Consider the following 20,505-nt stretch of genomic DNA (forward strand, 5'->3'; position numbering starts at 1 on the left):
GGGTGTGTATTTTACACACACTTGGCTCGCTATACAAAAAAATTATGATTTAGTGCAAGCTTTAAAACATAAATACCCTAAAGATATATCCTCTTTGTATATGTTCTTATCATCGTTACAATGCCTTCTTAAAGCACGACAGGGGGTGCTATAAAGTTGAGGGCTGTAAAATATATGGGGCTTGGAGGGGGTGTGAAGATGGTGTTCAATCGAAGTACTCTATCCTTATTTTATGGGCTATGACTGGAAGAGAGAGCTGGAGAGACGATTTGTGAGTAAAGAGAACGTTGTTCTGAGGTTGCGTGTCTGCAAGAGTAGAACAGTGGTCGTGGTGATATTTACAAACAATAAATTTGATAAAATTTTACGATTTTGCCAAAAGCCGGTTTATTATAAAAGCTGTTGCTCATGTGCTCTCACAAAGTTATAAGAAGCTCAAAAGTGCTAAAAGAGTCTTTGCTCTTTTTCAATAATATGGATCTGCAAACAGTGTTCGTTTTTTTGAAAGAGAAGAAAAGGATATTCTTGCAATAGAGAGAAGCGTATTTGTGAATTACAATTTGTCATGATTTTCGGTAAACACTATTATTTATAGCGGTGAGAGAGGGTATGAAAAGTTTTTCATATTCAGTTTTTTAAAGAGTGTGGTCAGTCTTTAGGGTAGTGCTTGTGTCCCTAGAGCCTATCAAGTGAGCCGCATAAGGGTTTCAGCAAGCGAGCACCATTATACTCTTTGCCAGCGTATACTCTTTTGTCAGCGCCCCAATGTTTTGACAGCCCTTAGAACGTAAAGGGGCAAGGGAGGTATTTTATTCCTTTCTTGTACCGTTTCACTTCACACGCCAACTCTGCTTGTGATGAGCAAGCCAAGAGATTTTGTTTGACTCACTATGAGGGTTTGACATGAGAAAATCCTATGGTATTCATGATCTTTCATGAAAAACAATGAATTGTCCTTATAAATCAACGTGACAGTGCTGTTATGAAGAGAACTCCTTGCACATCTTAATAGCCCATAGAGATTTAACTGGGTATTATTTTATATTCTGTACACAGAAGTGTCTTTATAAAAATACTCCATCTTGCGCAGAAAAAAGAAAAACATCTCAATGCTTGCTTTTCTTTTTTCCATGAGAGATTTAAATTGATAAGCCTGTCTGAAAAAAGTGCTGTTTATGCCCTTAAAGATATTGCTCTTGTATCAAGATTACTTATTCGGGTGAAAATTGGAGTTTTGCGAGGTAAGCATAAACGCCATTTTTTGCCACAAGTTCGGCATGGGTTCCTTCTTCCACAAGGGCGCCTTTATCCATCACAAGAATGCGATCTGCTTTTAAAATTGTTGCCAAACGATGTGCAATGACCAAGGTTGTGCGGTTTTGCATCAACCCTTCTAAGGCGTCTTGCACCAACTTTTCACTGTTTGCATCTAAAGCCGATGTTGCTTCATCAAGCAGCAACAGGGGTGCATTTCTTAAAATTGCCCGCGCAATACCAATGCGTTGTTTTTGTCCCCCAGAAAGCATGGTACCGCGTTCTCCTACTTGCGTATCCAAGCCATCTGGTAAAGCTTGAATAAATTCAAGTGCATTAGCCGCTTTAGCGGCAGCAAGGATTTCCTCTTCATGGGTATTTTCAGTTCCAAAAATAATATTATCACGCAATGTTCCATCAAAAATGGCAACATCTTGTGGAACATAGGAAATTGCACTGCGTAAATCTTGTAAAGAAAGGCGATTAATTTCCATGCCATCCAACCGAATTGTTCCATTTGTCGGATCATAAAAACGAAGGATCAAAGAAAAAATGCTGCTTTTTCCTGCTCCAGAAGCCCCAACAAAAGCAACCGTTTCGCCTGCTTTTACAGAAAATGAAAGCGAGCGTAAAACCTTCTCTTGTGGTCTAGAAGGATAGGTAAAATCAACCTGATCAAAAACAAGTTCACCTCGAACAGGTTGCTCTAATGATAAAGGATTTTTAGGTGCTACAATAGTAGGTTGTTCTTGTAATAATTCGGCAAGCCGTTCAGCAGCGCCTGCTGCTTGGATTAATTCTGCCCCAAGTTCCGATAATTGCGCAAAAGTAGAAGCTCCAAAAACCGCATAAAGAACAAATTGCCCTAATGTCCCTCCTGTCATCGTTCCATTCAAAACATCGCGCGATCCAATCCATAAAACAGCAACCACACTGCTAAAAACCAAAAAAATTGCAAACCCCGTAAAAAAGGAGCGCAAGATTACAGAAGCACGTGCTGTTTGAAAAGCACGTTCTATCAATTGTGAAAAACGTATTGTAACGCGTTTTTCAGCGGTAAAAGCTTGCACAGTGCGAATAGCACTTACCTGCTCTGTAGCAACAGCATTGGCATCTGCGAGACGATCTTGCGCCGCGCGGGTACGAGAGCGAACTTTACGTCCAAAGACTACCAAGGGAATGGCCACAACAGGAATAGCTGCTAAAACCAACAAAGACAATTTAGCATTGGTGATCACCATCATCACGACGGCTCCGATCACGATAATCAGCTGACGCAATGCGGTAGAGGCGGTAGAGCCCACAGCTAATTTTATTTGTGTGGTATCTGTTAGAAGCCTTGAAACAATCTCTCCTGAATGTGATCGATCAAAAAAAGCAGGAGAAAGTTTCATAATATGGACAAACACATCACGCCGTAAATCGGCAACAATCCGTTCTCCTAAGGTGATAACACAGTAATAACGGGCTGCTGAAGCAAATGCGAGAAACAAGGCTAAGATAAACAAAATTCCAAAGTAAAAATTGATATGTCCATGGCTTGAAGTAGAAAACCCATGATCAAACATTTGGCGGATAGCCACAGGCAAAGCTAATGTGACTAGAGCAGCAACAGATAACGCTAGAAAAGCAAAGATAAACAACCAACGATAGCGCAAAAGATAAGGAACAAAAATTGCAAGCGAAGAGAATGAAGATTTTTTAGGGGAAGACTTTGTCGATTTTTCTGAACGAGAACGTAATGTCATAAAATTTTGCTCACTGTATTGGATTTGTAACACTTGATACAATGATGTATCTTGAACACTTGTTTTTTGATGCGTGCTCAGTTATAGGAATAAATACTTTAAATCAATGTATCAAAAAGACAAAGGAAGTGCACTTAAAAAAACAAGCAAGTGCTATTTCATTCTATAAACGCAAAAGGTTTGACGCATGAAAGCGAATATTCACCCCAACTATCATAAAATTACCGTTGTTATGACGGATGGAACCCAATATACGACGCGCTCTACTTGGGGAAAAGAAGGCGATACTCTTAATCTAGATATTGATCCAAGAACGCATCCGGCATGGACAGGTGGCTCCCAAACACTCGTAGATCGTGGTGGTCGTCTTTCTAAATTCAAAAATCGTTTTGGTAATATTGGCATGTAAAAGCCTCCTTTTTATGGGGAACAAGGGTTTTAAACAAATCGATTGCAAACGATGAGTTTTTTATCCTATCAAAGAGTGCACTTTAAATATTAATTCAAAAACGCATCCGACATAAACAGATGGGTCTTAAACACTTATAAATCATTGTGGTTGCGTTTTTAAATTCAAAAATCATTTTGAATATATGCATAAATCCTTTCTTCCCTAGAGTATAAAGACTTGAAATAAAATAATTGTAAACTTTTCTTCTTTTTTTGGAACTGAACATACCCATGGAGAGGAAATTTTGGCCACTTCTAAAGCTGCCAATGCATTTGAATTTATTCAAGCTTTACCAGATGGCTTGGATACGCAAGTAGAAGAACGTGGTACTATGCTTTCTGGGGGGCAAAAACAACGCATTTTTTAAGAAATGCAGCCCTCTTGTTGCAAGCTGGCACCGTCATTATATTTGCCAACTCGTGGATGTTGCTACAGCCCTTGGCACTTGAGATAATTTATTATAGGCATTTTAAGTTCTTTCTTAATAGTTTTTTATTCACGCGGGCTCTCTCCGCTTGGTACGTGCAAAAGACATGGTTTTGGTTGGTTCACCATGGAACATGGTTTGAAATGAGAGAATCCTACGGTATTCGGGATTCTCATTCAACATACAAGACAATGAATTATTATTATAAATCAAAATGTTGCCACTTGATGAAGCAAGATTTGCTTTAGATGCAAACAGTGAAAAGTTGGTGCAAGATACCTTAGAAGGATTGATGCAAAATCCTAAATCTTGGTCATTGCACATCGTTTGGCAACAATTTTAAAAGCAGATCGTATTCTCGTGATGGATAAAGGCGCTTTTGTGGAAGAAGGAACACACAACTCATTATAAAAAATAATGTTTATGCGCATTTGGCTCAACTGCAATTTTCATCTGAGTAAGTGATCTTGATACAAGAGCAGTATCTTTAAGGGCATAAACAGTATTCTTTTCAGACAGGCTTATCAATTTAAATCTCTCATGGAAAAAAGAAAAGCAAGCATTGAGGTGTTTTTCTTTTTTAACGGGCTGTTCTTTTTTTGCCTGAGATGAAGTATTTTTATAAAGACACTTCTGTGTACAGAATATAAAATAATACCCAGTTAAATCGCTATGGACTATTAAGATGAGCAAGGAGTTCTCTTCATAACAGCACTGTCACGTTGATTTATAAGGATAATTCATTGTTTTTCATGAAAGATCATGAAAAACATAGGATTTTCTCATGCCAAATGTAGTTATATTAAATCAATCAAAACCATGTCTCTTGTATGTGGCAAGCAGAGAGAGCTCGCGTGAATAAAACACTTTAGAAAGAATAAGTCCTCTTTATGAATCGTCTCAAGTTTTAGGGGCTGTAGTAATATTGAGGGATTAGGAAAGTGTATGATGATGTCGCTTTACTAAAAAAGAGCCGATAAATGAGTAAAAAGACGCTTTTTATCAATTTTATAAAACAAGGTGAGCACGCAGCCATGTTTTGCTGTGTTAGGCTTTTGAGTACTTTGAACCAATATTGTGGGAGTGCATTTTAAGAATTATAAAGCTCTTCTTAAAAGTGCATAAATCATTAGAGCAGTACAATTAAATACAAATTGTTTTATTTTACCAATAAAAACATCTATATTTTGTGTATTGTTTTTATTAAAATAGAATATGTAGTGATTTTCAAATCAGATATACACATAATGATGCAATATCGAGAAGTCGATAAAAGAGCTGCGTTAAATGTTGGTGAGGATAGAAGAAAGCAAGAATGAGTGATCACGATACTTTCATAGTTATAGTAGGAATAGTTATAATAGGGAGCATAATCTATAGTCTTTGGTTAGCAAATTATCAGAAAAAGCAATTAAGTGAACAACTTGAGCAATATGAGAAATTACTGCAGCTAAAAGATCGAGAGTGCGCGATATACCACGATATTATTGCACAATGGGAACAAAGGCTTGTTAAAAAAACTCAAAAAATATCGCCAAAATGGATTAAACAATGGGATGAAGAAGCAAAGCATTGGGAAAGAGATTTACTGGAGATAAAAAATCCTGAACATTGGCTATCTTCTGAATCGAGCGGACAATGGCCTTTGATGGTAAAAGATATTTGTATGCAAGGATATGGAGAAGCGTGGTTTTTGTATGAAAAGGCGCTGACAAAAGAACTGACTGATGAACATATCAAAAAAATAAATGAATTAATGATGCGTCCAATTTTTAAAGAAACTTATCCTAAAGTTGTGCGATTCATGAGACAGAATGGTGTCACATTACGAAAGTTTGTGGACCCTTTGACGAAAAAAAAGCGCTATAAGCCTACAATGCTGTTGTTTCATTGGTGGTTATATATGATTGATGATATGATTACGGCTGAATATGAACAGCAACTACAAGACAAGGCTTCAGGATACTATGAAGAGTTAAAGTCTTTGGAAATTTATTATGAAGATATACCTAAATATACAGAATATGAAACGCTAGAAGAGATACTGTCTTGTTGGTATCTTAGTCTGCCTAGAGATGCTGAATTACTATGCATTTGTAAAAGAGAGCTTCTAGCATTATTGTATGATATTTCCAGTGCTTATAAAGCGGCAAGAAAAACTTTTATTTACTATAAGCAGCTTATTGATACGGTAAAAGAAGGATATATGGCCTTTGATAAGGATTGTCGTTACTCCACGGTTAGAAATGACATTGATGTTTGTAGAGAGAAAGATAAAGAAAAGAAAAAGGGGTTGCGTATTGCTAAAGAGACTCCAACATATGAAAAAGCCTATAAATTAGGAGTCATAGAATGGATGAAGTGGTCAAGTAAGAAATGTGATAATCAATGGATCTTTTGGAAAATGCTTGTCAAAATAGGAAATTCAAAAGAAAAATTAAAAATCATTTTTGGTGATGAAAAGGTAAATGCACTGGAAGAGGCTATCAAAAAAGATCAAGAACAGTTCGTGAGCGAATTTCAAGAAGCAATTCTCGAGAACAAAAATGTGCATTTTTATAAATCCCATGCCTATTTGATACATACTTTAGAATAATGCTGAAAAGAAGGAGAAGCTGATAACAATTGTATGAATTAATATATTAATGGAAATTGGCATAATTGCGTATTTTTGTGAAAAGAGAATAGAGGTATATGCCGCAGCTCTTACCAAAAAGGAGAGAGTGGGCTCTTCTAGAGTCAAGTTTTTGCGCGCAGTGTAAGAGTGATCTCTCAAGAGAAGTAGGAGAGGTTTTTGCCTCAGGTGCGATAATTGTTTCTTGTGGCGTTTGGTTGTGATGTTTTTTTGTTTATTGCCTTTTTCAGTTTGTTTGCAGGGGAATTTGAATAACAGAAACGTCCATAAGGTAAGCTATTGGGGATTGCTTTTGTGGGGGCTTATAGCAAGTACATTTTTTGTTCGTGGTGATGTTTTTTGTCACTATCTAATCAGTTATTTCCTATCGTTATTTGAAAGAAAATTAAAAACTCTTTCTTCATGTGTTTGTTTAAGGTTCTAAGGGTTTTGTAAAAAACTGTAAGAATTAAATGCTTTTTTGAAGTTTTTTTTATAGTTTGATGCGAATGTGTTCATTGCCGGCAATGATATTTTTTTTGCGGAATATATCGCTACCGCCTTCTTTATCGGTGACAAAACCACCGGCTTCGCGAAGCATCAGTATGCTGGTAGTTTTATCAAAAATGTGCAGGTTATCTCCCCAAAAACCATCGGTTTTTTCTGCGGCGACATAAGATAAACTCAAGAGCAGCGCCAAAACGGCGCAATCCAGTAACTTCCATCATTATATTGCGTAATTCAATAAGATAGGTTCCATGATTTGGGCGACCAAAATGAGGCATTCCCGTGGCAATGACACAATCTTCTAGTCTACGCCGTGCAGAAACGCGACAGCGTCGGTTATTGAAAAAAGCACCATACCCGCGTTCTGCGGTGAAGAGTTCATCACTCACGGGATTGTAAATGACACCACCAACGATTTTTCCTTGGCTTTCTAAGGCAATGGAAACAGCAAAAAAAGGAATGCCATGGAGAAAATTTGTGGTGCCATCTCAAAGGGTCAACAATAAAACGGTGTTGTGAATCTTCTCCAGTGATTTCTTCTGACTCTTCCATCAGAAAACCAAATTTGGGGTGCGCTTTGCTTAATTCATTTAAAATAATTTTTTCCGCTTTGCGATCTGCTTGGCTGAGGTAATCTGCTGGATTTTTTTAGGCTTAAATGCCTTTTTTGAGGGTTTTTTCTAATTTTAGGCGAATGTGTTCATTGCCGGCAATGATATTTTTTTTGCGAAATATATTGTTGCCGCCTTCTTTATCGGTGACAAAACCACCGGCTTCACGAACCATCAATATTCCAGCAGCCATATCCCAAATTTGCAGGTTATCTTCCCAAAAGCCATCGGTTCTTCCAGCAGCCACATAAGCTAAATCAAGCGCAGCAGCACCAAAACGGCGAAGTCCGGCAACCTCTGCCATCACATTACGTAATTCAATAAGATAGGCTCCATGATTTGGGCGACCAAAATGAGGCATTCCTGTAGCAATGACACAATCTTCTAGTCTGCGTCGAGCAGAAACGCGACAGCGGCGGTCATTGAAAAAAGCACCACACCCGCGTTCTGCGGTAAAGAGTTCATCACTCACGGGATTGTAAATGACACCACCAACGATTTTTCCTTGGCTTTCTAAGGCAATGGAAACAGCAAAAAAAGGAATGCCATGGAGAAAATTTGTGGTGCCATCTAAAGGGTCAACAATAAAACGGTGTTGTGAATCTTCTCCAATGATTTCTTCTGACTCTTCCATCAGAAAACCAAATTTGGGGCGCGCTTTGCTTAATTCATTGAAAATAATTTTTTCCGCTTTGCGATCTGCTTGGCTGACATAATCTGCTGGTCCTTTCAAAGACACTTGCAAATTTTGCACTTCACCGTAATCACGTACCAACGAGCGTCCTGCTTTCATTGCAGCTTGCACCATGACATTCATGACTGCAGAATGGGCCATTGTTTATTCCTTTATTTATCTTTTTCATTTGCACGACGCAAATAAATCAACTCATTGGTGTCTACAATGATACGTTCACCAGCATTCATAAAGGGGGGAACAAGAATACGAATCCCGTTTTCAAGAATGGCGGGTTTATAAGAGGAGGTAACCGTTTGTCCTTTGATGGCAGGGTCGGCTTCTGCAATCGTGACAGCAACCTGATCAGGAAGTGAGATGCCAATAGGCTTTTCTTGATAAAGTTCAACTGTAACAGTCATCCCATCTTGGAGAAACGCAGCACGTTCACCAACAAAATCCTTTTGAAGTTCAAGTTGTTCATAAGATTCTGAATCCATAAAGACCAAAGCATCCCCTTGTTGATAAAGAAATGTGAAATCCTTTTGTTCAAGGCGCACGCGTTCAACTGTCTCAGCAGCACGAAAGCGTTCATTAAGTTTTGTACCATCAATCAAATTTTTCATTTCAACTTGGTTAAATGCACCACCTTTTCCTGGTTTTACAGCGTTACATTTAACAGCAACCCATAAACTTCCTTGATGTTCGATCACATTACCAGGGCGAATTTCATTGCCATTAATTTTCATCGTTTCTATCCAATTCTATTCTTGCAAAAAGAACTCTCTTGTTGTTTTTATGGCGCTTTTCTTTGCTGCCTTTAACAGTCAAGCTCTTTTGTTATTTTCGGGCTAAAATCCCTTTGATTAACCTTGCGGCTCTCTCATGGTCCTGTGTGCTCTTTATGGGCTTTCTCCTACTTTTTGCAAAGAGAAAAGCTTAAGTAAAAAAGGACCTTTATGTATTTTTGCTTTTCAGTTCTTTGCAAGACCATAAAAAGCGCTCAGACGCAAGCTTTTTAAAAATTTGCACAAAAATTTTTTAGAATTTTTGGGGAAATTTATCCCGTTGTGTCGTAAAATATCATCATTGATGGCAATAATATAATTGATGGCAATGATATAAGTTCCCTAAAACCATGAGGTGTTTTTAATTAAGAATATGTGATGAATATGTGAATACGGAGTTTATTATGAGTGTCTCATGGGATAGAGCGTGGTGTGTGTTATCGCGGGGTGTTCGTTTGTATTCTTATCAGAGATCAGCTGTAAAAAGGCTTTCTGTTTTATCGAGGTCAGGACTCTAAATTTTTTTAAAAGCAGGTATTTTTCTGTACTTGATGCGATTTCATCATGAGAGTACGGGGGCTGTTGTTTTGTTAAGATATCAGCATAGAAAAAGACAAGTGGAGCATTTAGGATATCGGCTATTTCTTTTAAACGCTCTGCGCTGACACGATTTAAGCCGTTTTCATATTTCTGGATTTGTTGGAAAGTAACACCTAAATGTTGACCTAATGTTTTTTGAGACATCTTCAACATTTTTCGTCTCAAACGAATTTTTTTGCCAATGAATTTGCCGCTGAAAATGTCGTTATAAGGATTTTTACCAAAACCCTAGAAAATGCTACACGGGATATAGAAAACTCTTCAGCTGCTTTAATCACAGATAAGCCAAGTTTTGCATTTACATCTTCGCGTAACAATTCACTAGGGTGTGGGGCATTTTCATTATTTTTAGTATTCTTCTTTAATCTCAAAGCTATAATTTACACTATTTTGTATTGTCACAATCTATAATAAAATTTATCCACTCTGGCTAAAAATGAGGTTTTTTATTGAGGTGCAAATCTCTTTGCCTTTCGCAAGAACTTTTAAGTCTTTACGTGTAAAATATAGAGAATGTTTACATTAAATAGCGGGTTCATTTGGGCTGAGTACTTATATGAGCACGTGGTTCTCCGTTCACATTATACTGAAGAAGAGACACTATAACTCTACTATTTAATCTTATTCTATAACTCAAAGTTACACCCATATTTTGTTGCTTTTGAGGTTGATCTGTATAGATCACATTATATCCATTCCGTCGCAACAGATTGATAAATAAAGGAGTAAAGTTGTCTGCTGTATTATTTTTCTTTATAAGAAGTGTGGTTGTAGCTGGTGGTAGAGATCTCTTGATATCGCTAATAAATTTGTTAGCAACTAATTGTGCCTGACGCTTTGTAAGACTTTGATCAACATAATTTGATGAATAATTGCCTACAGATGCGCAACCAGCCACCAACACAACCGGTGACAGCAATAAATATTTTAACATCTTTAATTCCCCTTACTTATTGTTGCTCTTTATTTGCGAAGCTCCTCTTCCAGAAATTAAGAGCAACTTTACTTATAGCACATTAACAACATATCGGTATCTAATCAATCGGTTAATTAATCAATGAATAATGGTTTCAGCTGTAAAGGCTGCTTGAAGTGCTTCTGGTGGCGTATATTTTAATAAACAGCTGCTTTTAGTGATTATGATAAAAAAGCAATTTTTTGCGTTTGCATGTTAAGATCATGTCCTCTATCACCATTATAAAATGATGCGTTAGGTTCTGTTCCAGATCGACCAAAAAAATTTTCAAGCATTGCTTTTTGAGGGCTGTCTTTTTTTAAATACGTATGAATGCTTATTCTGTTTGCTGTAAAATACTGTCGTTTGAGGTGTGGTGCTATAAGACATAAAACTTTGTACATGTGATGTTTTTATGAGAGTGTGTGGTGAATATTTGAGGGAGAGCTTGTCCGGATAATCTTGTGAAATGAACCACATAAAATGGGAAGCTAAAAGAGTTCTGTTCTGAGAAGACGGATTGTTTCCCAACTGGATAGGGAAGGGGCTTCTGTCCTTTGAGGGGTGGGAGGCAAGTCAAGAATAGAGAGTGTAGCGCCCTATATTATGATGTTAAAAGCTTTCATTTTGATCAGAGAGTAATTGTAAAATGGCTCTTTGTTTTATCGAGGTTAGAACTCTAAATCTTTTTAAAAGTAGGTATTCCTCTGTACTTGATGCGATTTCATCATGAGAGTACGGGGGCTGTTGTTTTGTTAAGATATCTGCATAGAAAAAGACAAGTGGAACATTTAAGATATCGGCAATTTCTTTTAAACGCCCTGCGCTGACACGATTTAAGCCGTTCTCATATTTCTGGATTTGTTGGAAAGTAACACCTAAATGTTGACCTAATGTTTTTTGAGACATTTTTAGCATTTTTCGTCTCAAACGAATTTTTTTGCCAACGAAAATGTCATTATCAAGATTTTTGGCTCGCATTTTAAAGCCCCCGCCGGTTGCGAGCGCCCTCGCGTTGGTATTCCGGGAGTCTAAAAACACTGACCTCGAATCAGCATTTTGCTTTTAGTGCTTAAAGCACCTGGACATAGCAAAATCTCCCGGAATTCCGGGATACCCGCAAAGCGGGGTAAATTTATGTACGAGGTTTCGGGTTTTTAGAGCCCTATTGGTCGTTGCGTATGCGACCAAAACACTTTTCAATATGTAAAGTAATTTCGGAGGCTTGGCAATAAAAAATAGCTTTTTACTGAGAGTCGGCGTGTTTTTCATCCAAGCAAAAAGAATGAAAAAATAGAGCTTGCGGAATTTTCAGGATAGCCTAGCTCTTTTGCTTATTGGGTATTGTTTGTTAAGCAAATGATACCAGTGCGTTTTCTTTACCAATGAAAATGTCATTATCAAGATTTTTGGCTCGCATTTTAAAGCCCCCGCCGGTTGCGAGCGCCCTCGCGTTGGTATTCCGAGAGTTTGAAAATACTGAATCCGAATCAGCCTTTTTGCTTTTAGTGCTTAAAGCACCTAGACAGAGCAAAATCTCCCGGAATTTCTATAAATTTTATCTTTTTGATGCAGAGAGGAGTATTTTAAAAAACAGGAAGGAGCTTTATTGCTTCTTTGTGCGCTTTTTCTAGTTGTGCCTTATCCATGCCTTGGAGCATTATTTCAAGATCAGGAGCTTGCATTTTTGCCTCCTTTGCGAGCATATACCATGCCGCTGCCATTATTATATCGCCTTTTGTTCCTGTGCCATCTCGATAAAGCCTTGCAAGGGAAATCTGTGCTGGTGCAATCATGTTGACGGCATTTCTGTGAAGTAAATGAAAAGCACGCTGAAAATCTGTTTCTCCTCCACGCCCCTGTACAAGCCATTGTGCTAAATGAAGTTGAGCTTTTAAGTGGTTGTTTTGAGCTGCTACTTCCATGAGCTTGCGGGCATTGCGATCATCCTTTGGTCGCTTTAATGTGCCTAAGGAAAGAATTTTTGCAGCAGAAAAAGCCGCTTCAGCATCCCCAAGAGCAGCACCTTTTAAGTACCATTTTAAGGCTTGCTCTATTGCTTCATTTTCACGACTTTGGGAAGAAACACCAGGGAGAGCTTGTTTTTCCTGTGAGGCTTTATAAAGAAGCAGTTGTCCATAATAAAAATAGGCTTCCTTGACGCCTGCTTTGACAGCTTTTTGAATGAACTGTTCACCAAGTTCTTGATTTTGTTTTATAAAGTGACCATCAAACAACATAAGTCCATAGCGTAGTTGTGCTTGGGGTTCCCCCTGTTTTGCAGCACGTTCAAACCATAAAGCAGCACGCGCACCGTCAATAGGAACAGCACATCCTTCCATATAAATTCGGGCAAGAAGAGTTTGTGCAAAAGGATCATTTTTTTCAGCACGTCGGAGTGCTTCACGAAAAGCTTTTAAATAATAACCTTGGATGTAATAGTCATAGGCTTGGTCATAGTCTCCAGCTTTTAAGGGCTGAAAGGGTTCTTGAGTGTTTGAAGCTTCTTGAATCGTATTGAAAGAGCTTTCAGAATTTGAGATTTCTTCAGTGTTTCCCGCTGAACTTACAGCAGAACTTGCAAGCCCAATCACGCCTAAGATGAGCAGCTTCACGCTTCTCTTGATCATGGTGTTTTCTCCTCATTACCGATCAGAATTTTCACATTTTTTTTTCATCATTACAAGCCGTATAAGAATTTCATTTCTATATTACTTTTTATCTCTCAGTTTTTCGTCTTGGTTCAAGGTAGGATTGGGTAAGTTAAAAAAGTAGCATAAATGTCGACGAGAGACAGACTGTTTAAAACAGTTCTGTTAAAAATAATAATGATGAAGGGTTATCGTATATAAAGATGCTTATCTTCTATTATATCAATGGCTTATCCCCATAAAATGAAAAAATGCTTACAATGGAGGTTGCTTTTTAAAATACGTATGAATGCTTATGAATAGCGCACGCTATCCGTGTGATGTTAGCTTGCATTCTCATCAGAGATCAGCTGTAAAAAGGCTTTCTTTTTTACCGTTGTTAGAACTCTAAATCTTTTGAGCAGCAGGTATTCCTCTGTGCTTGATGCAATTTCTTCATGGTGGTATGGGGGCTGGTGTTTTGTAATGATATCCGCGTAAAAAAAGGCAATAGGAACATTCAAAATATCAGAAATTTCCATTAAACGCCCTGCGCTGACACGATTTAAGCCGTTTTCATATTTTTGAATTTGTTGGAAGCTTACGCCTAAAGCGTGCCCTAAAGTTGTTTGAGACATTTTTAGCATTTTTCGTCTCAAACGAATTTTTTTGCCAATAAAAAGATCAATATTAAGATTTTGAGATTGCATTTTTCCCCGCCGGTTGCGAGCGCCCTCGCATGAGTATTCCGGGAGCTTGAAAGTACTGAAATCTAATCAGCTTTTTTTGCTTTTAGTGCTTAAAGCACCTGGACATAGCAAAAACTCCCGGAATTCCGGGATACCCACAAAGTGGGGTAAATTCATGTTTAGATTTTCGGGCTTTCAAGACCCTCTTGGTCGTTGCGTATGCGACCAAAACATCTTTTAATTCATAAAGTAATTTTAGGAAATTTACAATAAAAATTAAAATAGTGTCTCTTAACGTGTCGTTTCTTAAAATGGAGGGGTGGCATGTTTTGCATTCAAGCAATAAAGTGTTCACAAAGGGGACTTTGAATAGCACACACTATCGCGTGATGTTAGCTTGCATTCTCATCAGAGATCAGCTGTAAAAAGGCTTTCTTTTTTACCGTTGTTAGAACTCTAAATCTTTTGAGCAGCAGGTATTCCTCTGTGCTTGATGCGATTTCATCATGGTGGTATGGGGACTGCTGTTTTGTAATGATATCGGCATAAAAAAAGGCAATGGGAACATTCAAGATATCAGAAATTTCCATTAAACGCCCTGCGCTGACACGATTTAAGCCGTTTTCATATTTTTGAATTTGTTGGAAAGTGACACCTAAAGCGTGCCCTAAAGTTGTTTGAGACATTTTTAGCATTTTTCGTCTCAAACGAATTTTTTTGCCAATAAAAAGATCATTATCAAGATCTTTGGTTCGCATTTTAAAGCCCCCCGCCGGTTGCGAGCGCCCTCGCATGAGTATTCCGGGAGCTTGAAAATACTGAGTTCTAGTCAGCCTTTTTGCTTTTAGTGCTTAAAGCACCTGGACATAGCAAAAACTCCCGGAATTCCGGGATACCCACAAAGTGGATTCATCTTTACGCTAGAACTTAGGGTTTTCAAGGCCCCTTTTGGTCGTTGCGTATGCGACCAAAACATCTTTTAATTCATAAAGTAATTTCAGAAAATTTACAATAAAAATAGTTTTTTACTTACAAAATTTGTTTTTTTATGAGAGGTTATCCGCTTCTTAAATCTCTCTGGAATGATTGTCAAAATCATGACATCAGCCCCCGTGTTTTTTGAGAGGGTTAAAAAGCCTTAAGTTTTAAGATCAAAAGAACTTTGGACGCTTAAAAGTTAAACATTTTCAATTCGCTAATATTGACAACATAGACAAGAGTAATTATCTCCAATATTCAGGAATAGAAAGGACATATATTATGAAGACCACCCTTTCTCCGCTAATTTCAGAGTTCGAAACCGTTGAACAGGAAAGCAGCTACACTGCATGGCTGCGCGATAAGGTAGCGAGCAGTCTTGCAAATCCATATCCTCCTATTCCGCATGATGAGGTTATGGCTGAAATGGAAGTTATAATCAGTCAGCTTGAAGCTGAACAGGACAAGTGATGCTTCCGGTTGTTTGGTTGTCTTCGGCGCGCGACAATTTGCGTCAGATGTTACCTATATTGCTCGCGAGAAACCATCTGCTGCGCGCCGAATGAAAAGGTTTTTGGAAGCATCTGTATTGCCATTGGCTGAACATCCATATTTATACAGACAGAGTGAGAAGGTATTAGGATTACGAGAAATTGTAGCGCATCCAAATTACCTTATATTGTATCGAGTAGCTGCACATAAAATCGAAATTGTAGCTGTAGTACAAGCCCGACGTGAATTTCCTATTTTTCTTTAATCTAATGAGAGGCTGCCTCTTAAACCTTTCTGGAACAATTACCAAAATCATGACAACAGCCCCGCGTTTATCAAAGAGACTAAAATGATTTCTTCTACGGTAGTGAATTCACACGCGGTCTCTTCATTTGAATTTGCACAATTGCTTGCTGTTTGAAGAAGGGTGGGGGATGATCGTTTCTTTGAGCCTATAGGATGTGTGTCTGTGGAATGTGGTGAGGTGCCTTGTGATTTTGGGTGTGCGCTTTAAAAAATAAACATAAGCATTATTCAAATTTACTTTAATGCATGAATTGTATCTGTATTAAAAGAGAAATCAGCTTTTTGTAAGCGCTTAATAAGTTTGGGAAATGTTTCGTTTACGTGTTCTTTAAAAGAAAGGTAGTAAACTCCACCAACATCTGAAAGCATTTCAATGCCTTCTTTTTGTAGAATAGCAATCCTCTCAAGAGGAAGTGCGGCAGCTAACATGCCCATTTCGAAAATAACGTTTTGTCGTGCACGGGGTTGAATTTTTTCTGCACCTTGAGATATAGCATAACCCATGTCATCATGCGTGAGGAGTACAATACCAAAACTTATAGAACTGTCACAAATTTCTTTTTTCAAAGTTTGAATGATGGGTAAACCATTACCACTCGTGTTTTGTAAGATGTATGGTTCGAGACCAAGCTTGAGAAGAACATTTTCAAGCTCCGTTAAGGCATAACAATCATGACCATGAACGATAAAAATTTTTTTATTTGAAGGATTGGAGGCAGTTTTTGAGGAAGGAATCGTTGATGTTTCTTCTATATGCTTTGCTAAATCTTCTATTAACTTTTGTTTTATGTTTGCGCTGCCTTGAACTTGAAGTTTTCCTGTGCTTTTAAACCAATTAGCAGTGCCTCCTTCGGAGGTTTTGATCTGATATCCTTCAGGGGATGGATGTGATAGAGGTTTAGTTTCTTTGATTTGATATCCAGCTTTGCGAATTATGTTTTTAAGATCTTCAAGTGTTCCGCTATATTGCATTTTTATGTCCCCTGCATATTTGTATCGTCAGCTATTGGTATTCAGTACCAATATTGAAAATGACCATTTTCCCCAATCACAATGCTTTGTCTTTATAAGACATTGAACGAGAAAGTTTCTATGATCCTTTTTTCTATATATTATATGAAAAAAGACGCTAGTTTTTTATCAATTTGATTGAATTATTAAGCAATTTTATTGAGTTTCGAGGTATTCTCTTTATCTGTTATTGTGTGTTCTATATAAGTAATATAGTGGTGAGTATTTGGATTTTTATTAACACTTTATTTATAAATTCTCCTCCTATATTACAAGGGGGTTTTCTCACATTTTTCTTGCATTGTTTTAAGCAGTATTAAGGGGTTGTCGTTCCCAAAAATCACTTCTTCTACAGCAATGAATTCACATCCAGTCTTTAAGACTTCATCAAAGGTTGAAAAATCGCTTCCTGCTTGGATAATGGCGGGGGTTTGCATAATTTCTGCCCACCATGTTGCTAACTGGAGATTGCGGGGGTGCGCTTGGGGTTTTTTATCAGCACCGAGTTTTCCAAAGAACAGGTAATCAACACCTGTTTCCGCTGCAAGCATAGCACTATGGCGATTGCGTAAATTGCCAAAGCCTATAATTTTTTGTTCCTTTTGCTGATTTTTGAAGCTTTCAAGAGCGTTAAGATCATTTTCTATGTGCAATCCATCAGCCTTTATGCGCCCAGCAATGCGGCTGTCATCAGCAATGAGAAGGGCTGCGTCATGATGTTGAATATCTTCTGCGTAAGTTTGCGCTTGTTGTTGTAAAAAAGAGCTATCATCTTTCAATTTTTCAGAATCATAGAGGATGACGCATGCAAAAGACTTTGTTTGTAAAATTTGCTGCAAAAATGTGTGTGGGGTGTTGCGCCGAACATCAAGTGTTAAAATCAACTGAGGGAAAAGAGGTGGATCAATTGGTTTATTTTTTTGTTGTGTCATGTCAAATCCCTGTTTCTTAGAAAAAATAACGCTTAAAAATTAAAGTTTCATTCTATTATGCTTATTTGCAATGAAAGTGACCACCATTTTCACGTAATTTAAAGGATTTGTGGGTGTGTGGAAGCCTGTTTATGAGAAATGAGAGTGTTTTTAAGCATAATATGTTACCTTTTCGCTGTGATACACGTATGGACGCTTTTCGTTCTTTTGCCTTTAAAAAACTTTTGCTTTTAAAAAAATAAACGCTTAAAATGAAACTTGACTCTTAAAAATTAAAATTTCATCCTGTTCATGCTTGTTGGCAATAAGGGTAAGCACCATTTTTATGGGACTTCAAGGGGGGTGCAACGTGTGGGAGTCCACTGATGAAGTACCAAGGTATTCTTGAGCATAATACTCAACCTTCTCATCGTGATACACGCATTGACGTTTTTCGTTCTTTGGCCTTATTGACGATTTTCATCAACCATATTCCCAGAACGATCTATGAGTCTTTTACTCATAGAAATTTCGGTTTTTCTGATTGTGCAGAAGTGTTTGTTTTGCTTTCAGGGATTGCTCTTGGGTTAAGCTTTCATGGACGATTACAGCAAAAATCCTTTGCTTTTATTATCCGAAAACTTTGGTACAGAGCTCTGCAGCTCTATGGTGCATATCTTTTTACTACTTTTGTCACGTTAAGTCTTTTTTTTGCTGCCTTTTTATTATGGCGAACAGAAAAACTTTTATCGATGAACAATGTGGGACTCTTTTTTAAAGAGCCTGGTATCGCATTTTTGAGTACCTTAAGCTTTGGGCATCAATTGGGATATAATAATATTCTTCCTCTTTATATCGTTTTGATGTTTTTTGCGCCTTTTATCCTTTATTTGAGTTGTAAGCAGACAAAATGGCTGCTTTTGGGCTCCTTTACACTGTATCTTATCTGCGGATTTTACAAAATTGCTCCTCCTTCTTATCCTTTAAAGGGAAAGTGGTTTTTAAATCCTTTGTCTTGGCAATTCTTATTTGTCATAGGATTGACCAGTACTTTAGCGCTTAAACAAGGAAAAAAAATCGCTTTTCAGTCTTTTTGGATTGTTTGTGCGGCAGCGTATCTCTTGTTGGCGCTGTCATGGGTTCGCTTAAATTGGTGGGGCATTTTGGGGTGGCTTGGCTGGTCTTCCCCATTGTTGAACTTTAATAAAACCTTTTTAAGCTTGCCACGTTTACTCCATGTTCTTGCATTAGCCTTTCTCATTCTTTCTTTGCCGCGCATCAATAAATGGTTTTATGTCTCTCCAAAACATCCTTTAGCAATCTTAGGAAAACATAGTTTACCGGTCTTTGTAACGGGAACCATTTTTGCGATGTTTGGACAAATTATAAAAACAGTGATGACAGAAACGTTTTTTTCCGATACCCTCTTAATAATAACGGGTATTGCTTTGCAATTTGGAGTCGCTTATTATTGTGAAAAACGGCAATCTTGGCAGTGGTCCTTTTCAAGGAAAATGATCCGTTTATAAAAAATATTCCTGTAGTGTTTGTTGGGCACGTTAACCTTAGTATAAAAAGTGCGTTGCGCAAAAAAATTAAAAGAGGTAGCAGTTTTAAAAAAAAGCGTTCTATACAGCAACAAAAGAAACTTTTTAATACTCTATTCGTTAAGGGGTATGATTTTGTGCTGATACTTGGAGTATAAAAGCGTGAGTGTACATAAACGTCCATATGATGAACCTATTATCATGATTGAGCATAATGCTTTTGAAAATGCTTTTAATCGTCTCTATGAAGAAACAATGGCGCTGATTGAAAAAACCGCAGCGTATATTGACTCAGAAGGGAAATTAGTAGCACGCTCTCTTTCGGCAGAGGTTTCTGCAATCTATGCAAAAGAGGCTATGTATTTAAGTACACGACTTATGCAAATCGCTTCTCAACTCCTTCTTCTTCGCGCAGAGCGTGAAGGGGAAATGTCATCAGAACAAATAAAAAAAGAAATTGTAAAAGTGTCACTTCATACACCGACATTGGAACTTGAAACCCCGCATTGGCATGAATTGCCAGAAATTTTTCGCCAATTTGTTTCTCATTCATTGCGTTTAGAAGCGCGGATAACCTATATGCGTGCTGGGTGGGAAACTGCGGCCTCCTGTGCTCTAGAAGATGATAATCCAGTGGGAAAACAAATCGAATTGCTCAAAACAGCCTTTGGGCGTTCTTAGAGGTACTCCCTTGCTTTGTGCGAAGGGGAAATATCATCAGAACAAATAAAAAAAGAAATTGTAAAAGTGTCACTTCATACACCGACATTGGAACTTGAAACCCCTCATTGGCATGAATTGCCAGAAACTTTCCGTCAATTTGTTCTCATTCATTACGTTTAGAAGCGTGCATTTTGTTTCATTTAGAGATGCGGCTGTAGTTTAAGCGCTTTGGTCAATAAGCGGCGGCTGTACGTTTAAGCGATGATAATCCAGTGGGAAAATAAATTGAATTACTGAAAACAGCTTTTGGGCGTTCTGAGAAGAATAGCTCCTTGCTTCTTTCTTACGATATTTAGAGCAGTATACCCATTTTTTTTTACAACCGAAATTTCACAACTAAAACCAAACTAGAGTGCTTTTTTCTGCCTAATTTTATTTGAGCGTAGGAAATATCTTGAGCTTATAGCTGAAGGGTATAGGTATTGATTGTAAATTATGGCATGGGATGGAGTATGGTTGGTCTTATGGAAATCGACTTTGGTTGATTGCAGCTGGAACACTTTCTGTTGATCTATCGTGTGATTTTGTTTTGGCTCTGAGATAGAGCAGGGGCTTGTACATCAATTTATTTATGCTCTATAATTTATGCC

18 protein-coding genes and 3 pseudogenes are annotated in these 20,505 nt (G+C 37.8%); 8 read left to right on the plus strand and 13 right to left on the minus strand.

What is annotated here, in order from left to right:
- Positions 1–1,211: 1,211 nt before the first annotated feature.
- Positions 1,212–3,002: an ABC transporter transmembrane domain-containing protein gene (locus ACFINL_RS02785; protein ID WP_375649865.1), complete on the minus strand. Its 1,791-nt coding sequence runs from the start codon at positions 3,000–3,002 to the stop codon at positions 1,212–1,214.
- Between the two features lie 187 nt (positions 3,003–3,189).
- Between ACFINL_RS02785 and rpmE the strand changes: the two genes are divergently transcribed.
- From rpmE to ACFINL_RS02805, 4 genes and pseudogenes are all read left to right on the plus strand, one after another.
- A complete protein-coding gene (gene rpmE / locus ACFINL_RS02790) occupies positions 3,190–3,411 on the plus strand; it encodes a 50S ribosomal protein L31 (RefSeq protein ID WP_005774581.1) in 222 nt (73 codons plus the stop codon).
- Between the two features lie 253 nt (positions 3,412–3,664).
- Positions 3,665–3,885, plus strand: a pseudogene (locus ACFINL_RS02795) (ABC transporter); the annotation flags it as partial.
- A 209-nt stretch (positions 3,886–4,094) separates the two neighbouring features.
- Positions 4,095–4,341 (plus strand): annotated as a pseudogene (locus ACFINL_RS02800) (ABC transporter); the annotation flags it as partial.
- A gap of 854 nt (positions 4,342–5,195) precedes the next feature.
- Positions 5,196–6,476, plus strand: coding sequence for a hypothetical protein (locus tag ACFINL_RS02805; protein ID WP_375611744.1), 1,281 nt, complete (start codon positions 5,196–5,198; stop codon positions 6,474–6,476).
- A 494-nt stretch (positions 6,477–6,970) separates the two neighbouring features.
- On the opposite strand, the pseudogene ACFINL_RS02810 reads toward ACFINL_RS02805, so the two are convergent.
- From ACFINL_RS02810 to ACFINL_RS02855, 10 genes and pseudogenes are all read right to left on the minus strand, one after another.
- Positions 6,971–7,649, minus strand: a pseudogene (locus tag ACFINL_RS02810) (inositol monophosphatase family protein); the annotation flags it as partial.
- Positions 7,650–7,655: 6 nt separating this feature from the next.
- Positions 7,656–8,447 carry an inositol monophosphatase family protein gene (locus tag ACFINL_RS02815; RefSeq protein ID WP_375629708.1) on the minus strand — a complete coding sequence of 264 codons (792 nt, stop codon included), beginning with the start codon at positions 8,445–8,447 and terminating at the stop codon, positions 7,656–7,658.
- Positions 8,448–8,458: 11 nt separating this feature from the next.
- On the minus strand, positions 8,459–9,034 hold the full coding sequence (gene efp, locus ACFINL_RS02820) for an elongation factor P (RefSeq protein WP_015856958.1): 576 nt from the start codon (positions 9,032–9,034) through the stop codon (positions 8,459–8,461).
- A 441-nt stretch (positions 9,035–9,475) separates the two neighbouring features.
- On the minus strand, positions 9,476–9,874 hold the full coding sequence (locus ACFINL_RS02825; RefSeq protein WP_375611779.1) for a helix-turn-helix domain-containing protein: 399 nt from the start codon (positions 9,872–9,874) through the stop codon (positions 9,476–9,478).
- Positions 9,835–10,044 carry a hypothetical protein gene (locus ACFINL_RS02830; RefSeq protein ID WP_375649873.1) on the minus strand — a complete coding sequence of 70 codons (210 nt, stop codon included), beginning with the start codon at positions 10,042–10,044 and terminating at the stop codon, positions 9,835–9,837. The genes ACFINL_RS02825 and ACFINL_RS02830 overlap by 40 nt, the downstream gene beginning before the upstream one ends.
- Before the next feature lie 164 nt (positions 10,045–10,208).
- Positions 10,209–10,607: a hypothetical protein gene (locus ACFINL_RS02835; protein WP_375649877.1), complete on the minus strand. Its 399-nt coding sequence runs from the start codon at positions 10,605–10,607 to the stop codon at positions 10,209–10,211.
- 633 nt (positions 10,608–11,240) lie between these two features.
- A complete protein-coding gene (locus ACFINL_RS02840; RefSeq protein ID WP_375632054.1) occupies positions 11,241–11,609 on the minus strand; it encodes a helix-turn-helix domain-containing protein in 369 nt (122 codons plus the stop codon).
- Positions 11,610–12,214: 605 nt separating this feature from the next.
- On the minus strand, positions 12,215–13,258 hold the full coding sequence (locus ACFINL_RS02845) for a tetratricopeptide repeat protein (RefSeq protein WP_375649880.1): 1,044 nt from the start codon (positions 13,256–13,258) through the stop codon (positions 12,215–12,217).
- 344 nt (positions 13,259–13,602) lie between these two features.
- A complete protein-coding gene (locus tag ACFINL_RS02850; protein ID WP_375649886.1) occupies positions 13,603–13,968 on the minus strand; it encodes a helix-turn-helix domain-containing protein in 366 nt (121 codons plus the stop codon).
- Between the two features lie 371 nt (positions 13,969–14,339).
- Complete coding sequence (locus ACFINL_RS02855) at positions 14,340–14,741, minus strand: helix-turn-helix domain-containing protein (RefSeq protein ID WP_375649891.1); 402 nt, start codon at positions 14,739–14,741, stop codon at positions 14,340–14,342.
- A 466-nt stretch (positions 14,742–15,207) separates the two neighbouring features.
- On the opposite strand from ACFINL_RS02855, the gene ACFINL_RS02860 reads away from it, so the two are divergent.
- Together ACFINL_RS02860 and ACFINL_RS02865 are read left to right on the plus strand one after the other, a co-directional pair.
- Complete coding sequence (locus ACFINL_RS02860; RefSeq protein ID WP_375611750.1) at positions 15,208–15,396, plus strand: antitoxin; 189 nt, start codon at positions 15,208–15,210, stop codon at positions 15,394–15,396.
- Positions 15,374–15,682: a type II toxin-antitoxin system RelE/ParE family toxin gene (locus ACFINL_RS02865; protein WP_375649898.1), complete on the plus strand. Its 309-nt coding sequence runs from the start codon at positions 15,374–15,376 to the stop codon at positions 15,680–15,682. The genes ACFINL_RS02860 and ACFINL_RS02865 overlap by 23 nt, the downstream gene beginning before the upstream one ends.
- A 275-nt stretch (positions 15,683–15,957) precedes the next feature.
- Here ACFINL_RS02865 and ACFINL_RS02870 read toward each other — a convergent pair whose 3' ends face one another.
- On the minus strand, positions 15,958–16,695 hold the full coding sequence (locus tag ACFINL_RS02870) for a TIR domain-containing protein (protein WP_375649905.1): 738 nt from the start codon (positions 16,693–16,695) through the stop codon (positions 15,958–15,960).
- Between the two features lie 308 nt (positions 16,696–17,003).
- On the minus strand, positions 17,004–17,666 hold the full coding sequence (locus tag ACFINL_RS02875; protein WP_375649912.1) for a thiamine phosphate synthase: 663 nt from the start codon (positions 17,664–17,666) through the stop codon (positions 17,004–17,006).
- 365 nt (positions 17,667–18,031) lie between these two features.
- On the opposite strand from ACFINL_RS02875, the gene ACFINL_RS02880 reads away from it, so the two are divergent.
- Entirely contained in the window at positions 18,032–19,174 is a 1,143-nt protein-coding gene (locus ACFINL_RS02880) for an OpgC family protein (RefSeq protein ID WP_375649919.1), read from the plus strand.
- Between the two features lie 180 nt (positions 19,175–19,354).
- Positions 19,355–19,873 (plus strand): DUF1465 family protein, encoded by a 519-nt coding sequence (locus ACFINL_RS02885; protein ID WP_375649927.1) that lies wholly within the window; start codon positions 19,355–19,357, stop codon positions 19,871–19,873.
- Positions 19,874–20,505 lie beyond the last annotated feature (632 nt).

The organism is Bartonella sp. AA78NXGY (assembly GCF_042197005.1).
Taxonomy (GTDB): domain Bacteria; phylum Pseudomonadota; class Alphaproteobacteria; order Rhizobiales; family Rhizobiaceae; genus Bartonella.